This is a genomic window from Nostoc sp. UIC 10630 (genome assembly GCF_010747425.1).
In the GTDB taxonomy this organism is placed as follows: Bacteria; Cyanobacteriota; Cyanobacteriia; order Cyanobacteriales; family Nostocaceae; genus Nostoc.
Map to the genome: position 1 here is coordinate 1 of NZ_JAAGOG010000361.1, position 3,912 is coordinate 3,912.

Consider the following 3,912-nt stretch of genomic DNA (forward strand, 5'->3'; position numbering starts at 1 on the left):
TATCCGACACACGACCTTTGATTTCCCCACCCTTCAAATGTACGGAGCTTTTTCAGAAATCAAATATTAGTCCTATAACAGAACAACTTTCTCAATCTCATCAACAACTTGTCATTGCTAAAAGTACATTCAATGAGTTTGAAACAGCATTGACGGCTGAGTTGCAATCTTATGCAGAAAATAAAGCTATTCTGTCAATCTCTGATTATGTTGAGCAATCAGCTATCGAGTCTGCTTTAACCCAAGCAGTATTAGGATTGACAGAACAGCTTTCTCAATCTCATCAACAAGTTGTTAATGCTAAAAGTACATTCAATGAGTTTGAAACAGCATTGACGGCTGAGTTGCAATCTCATGCAAAAAAGAGAGCTATTTTATCAATTTTTGATTATATTGAGCAATCAAGTATTGAATCTACTTTAGCCAAAACAGTATTAGGATTAACAGAGCAACTTTCTCGATCTCATCAGCAGTTAGTTGAATATCAAACTGCATTTAATGACTTTGAGGAAGTATTGACAGCTGAGTTGCAATCCCATGCAGAAAAGAGGGCTATTTTATCAATCTCTGATTATATTGAGCAATCAGCTATCGAGTCTGCTTTAAACCAAGCAGTATTAGGGTTAACAAAACAACTTTCTCAATCTCATCAACAACTTGTTGCTGCTAAAAGTACATTCAATGACTTTGAAACAGCCTTGACTCAAGAGTTAAAACCTCATGCAGAAAAAGGAGCTATTTTATCAATCTCTGATTATTTTGAGCAATCAGCTATCGAGTCTGCTTTAAACCAAGCAGTATTAGGATTGACAGAGCAACTTTCTCAATCTCATCAACAACTTGTTACTGCTAAAAGTACATTCAGTGATTTTGAAACAGCCTTGACTCAAGAGTTACAATCTCATGCAGAGAAGAAAGCCATTCTGTCAATCTCTGATTATATTGAGCAATCAGCTGTCGAGTCTGCTTTAACCCAAACAATATTAAGCTTAACAGAGCAACTTTCTCGATCTCATCAGCAGTTAGTTGAAGCTCAAACTGTATTTAATGACTTTGATGAAGCGGTTACGGCTGAGTTGCAATCTCATGCACAAAACAAAGCCATTCTGTCAATCTCTGATTATGTTGAGCAATCAGCTATTGAGTCTGCTTTAACCCAAAGAATATTAGGATTGACAGAACAACTTTCTCAATCTCATCAACAACTTGTTGCTGCTAAAAGTACATTCAATGAGTTTGAAACAGCATTGACGGCTGAGTTGCAATCTCATGCAGAAAATAAAGCTATTCTGTCAATCTCTGATTATATTGAACAATCAGCTATCGAGTCTGCTTTGACCCAAACAATATTAGGATTAACAGAACAACTTTCTCAGTCTCATCAACAACTTGTTACTGCTAAAAGTACATTCAATGACTTTGAAACAGCATTGACAACTGAGTTGCAATCTCATGTAGAGAAGAGAGCTATTTTATCCACCTCTAACTCTGTTGAGCAATCAGCTACTGAGTCAACCTTAGCTAAAACATTACTAGCAGAATTAAAGTTGCATCTCAAACAGATGATTCAAGGTTTAGATATTGAAAGATTGGCAGAAGTAGTTATGGAAGTAGGAAAATATGTCAAAGGTGAAAAGGTAACAGGAGCAAAGGTCAGCGAGTTATTTACGAGTGTTACAACTGATGCTTTAGCTTTGACTTTTGAGGAGAAAATGAACATCGTTAGGCAACTGATTAGAGATGACAAACCATCGATTCTGAAGAGATTGAAAATAAACCCTCAACAATCAGATGATAACGGGGAGCATCTACAGTTTCGACGCTAACTTATCAGTTATCAGTTATCAATTATCATGTATCAGATATTTCCATTAATTCATTCATTCATAGGTTAGTTGTTTACTGATAACTGTTCACTGTTTTTACTGGTATTGTTATTCCCACTATTTTAAACTGCTTACCTAAGACAAAATTTACTAGTTTCTGACCGCTCACTAAGATTATTTTGTCGGAGCGACGAATCAATTGTTTTGATAACTGTCCAGTTATGCCAGTATGCACGAAGAATCCACCATTAGCTCCTTCTCCTTCAATACAGCATACGAAATCTTTGATGTGTTTTGGGCTAATGTAATCAGCATAACGCTTAACCTGGATTACATAAAGCTTTCCCAAAATCAACACGCGACCATCTATCCCGCCGTCACCGGTGTACCGAAAGTTGCGTTGAATTTGCCACCCCTGTTCAAAGCAGCAAGTGAGTACCAATTCCTCAAAAACGTAGGGTGATATCCTACGCAGTGTGGCGATTACTACTGGTAATTTGGCTAATTGAGTTCTGCTACGAAGCTCAAGTAATACTTGACTAGCGTACTCAATATTATTCAAGTGTTTTTTAAGCTTTTTAGGTAATCTAACCCTTGGTGTTCGCGCTGGGCTTGGTAGTAATTGCTTCTTAAAATTTTTAGCTAAGAAAGCCTTTTGGGTTGCTACTGAGCTTTGTCGTACAGGCTTGTTAAAGTTTTTAGCTAAGAAAGTCTTTTGCGTTGGTGCTGGGCTTTGTCGTACAAAATTTTGAGATGAAATGTCAGACGATTTTGTACTCTTAGGTAGTAATGGCGATTGCTTAAAACTTTGGGAACGATACTTTGACTTTGGCATTGAAGGTGGAAATAATACAAACAGCCAAGCTAGAAAAATTATTCCACCCAGTGCAAACAACAAACCAATGATTAGGATTAGTATCATTTTTACGCTCCCCTTTGATCATGGAACACCCGGATTTCTCACCACACCCCTCAAAGTCTGCGCTTATGCTCTTGAGCAGGTTCGCTAGTAGGAGAGTTCAATGTGCCAAGTTCAATCCCCTCTGCCCAATATTCCCTCAAGCTTGTGAGAAATGCGGGCTTACCTGTGGATATTTCTAAATTGTGATTCTTGTTGAGAATCCTGCTGAATTTGATGATGCATATCAACAACAGATTGAACCTTATCAAGTGCCTGTAACTGTTGGTCACTTACGTTAGGCGATAAAACTCCATCAGTGAGAACAGTCTCGCCGTTTTTGGCACGAACAATTACATTATCGCCAAGGCGTTCAAAATCAAAATTTGTACTTTTAAAACTCTTAGAACCATCAGGGTTATCTTTGCCCAAGATATTCAGCATTGCTTTGACACTCTGTTCAATTGCTTGACCTTTAACATCATCAACAGTAGCCCGTAATTCAGTTCGAGTATTGTCAATAGCTGACTTAACACCCATAAGGCTTTGCTCAATAGTGTTTTTAACACCATCTGCTTGTGTACGCAACTCTTGAGTTAAGTTACCAACTTGTTGATTGAGTTCATTTCTTATAGTCTGATATTTAACTTCATCCTTGAAGCTAGTAATTTGTTCATTAATTTGAGATTTAAGTGAAGTAATTTCCTTTCTGAGCTTCGTTACTTCGGGTGTCAGCACATCTAAAAGGCGCTCAAAAACATTCTTGGCAGTTTGTTTTACCTTGTTCTCAACCGTACGCACCCAATTTTGAAGAACCGTATTTTGAACTTGTGGTAAAAACTGTTCATTTACCTGTGACAATGCTTTTTGGGTGTTTTCAATCAACTGTTGCTGCTTCTCCAAGGATTTACTCATTTCGGCAACTTGAGCAGCTAGTTGTGATAAAGATTCGGGTGAAAGCTGTTCTGATTTGATACTATCTACAAGTTTTTGTTGTTCGCTTAGTTTTTTCTGCAATACTTGCACTTGTTTTCCTAAAGCTTCTACACTATAGATTCGCTCATTACTTACAACTTTATTTTTCTGTGATGCCGGAGCTAAACCTAATTTGTCAGTCAGTACTTCTCCATTTTTAATATGGAATACTTTTTCATTACCAATTTTAATAGAAATTGCACCTTGAGAATT

At 37.3% G+C, this 3,912-nt stretch carries 2 protein-coding genes and 1 pseudogene; 1 reads left to right on the top strand and 2 read right to left on the bottom strand.

Annotation, left to right across the window (positions count from 1 at the left end; genetic code table 11):
* Nucleotides 1-1,826, top strand: a pseudogene (locus tag G1O98_RS37230) (exonuclease V subunit alpha); the annotation flags it as partial.
* 73 nt (nucleotides 1,827-1,899) lie between these two features.
* Here the strand turns inward: G1O98_RS37230 and G1O98_RS37235 are convergent.
* Both G1O98_RS37235 and G1O98_RS37240 read right to left on the bottom strand, forming a co-directional pair.
* Nucleotides 1,900-2,748: a restriction endonuclease gene (locus G1O98_RS37235; RefSeq protein ID WP_163939347.1), complete on the bottom strand. Its 849-nt coding sequence runs from the start codon at nucleotides 2,746-2,748 to the stop codon at nucleotides 1,900-1,902.
* Nucleotides 2,749-2,907: 159 nt separating this feature from the next.
* Nucleotides 2,908-3,912: hypothetical protein (locus G1O98_RS37240; protein ID WP_163939349.1), on the bottom strand; the 1,005-nt coding region annotated here is incomplete at its 5' end.

Excerpts from the sequence above, each read along its gene's own strand:
- G1O98_RS37235 (WP_163939347.1), bottom strand. The coding sequence starts at position 2,748 with ATGATACTAATCCTAATCATTGGTTTGTTGTTTGCACTGGGTGGAATA.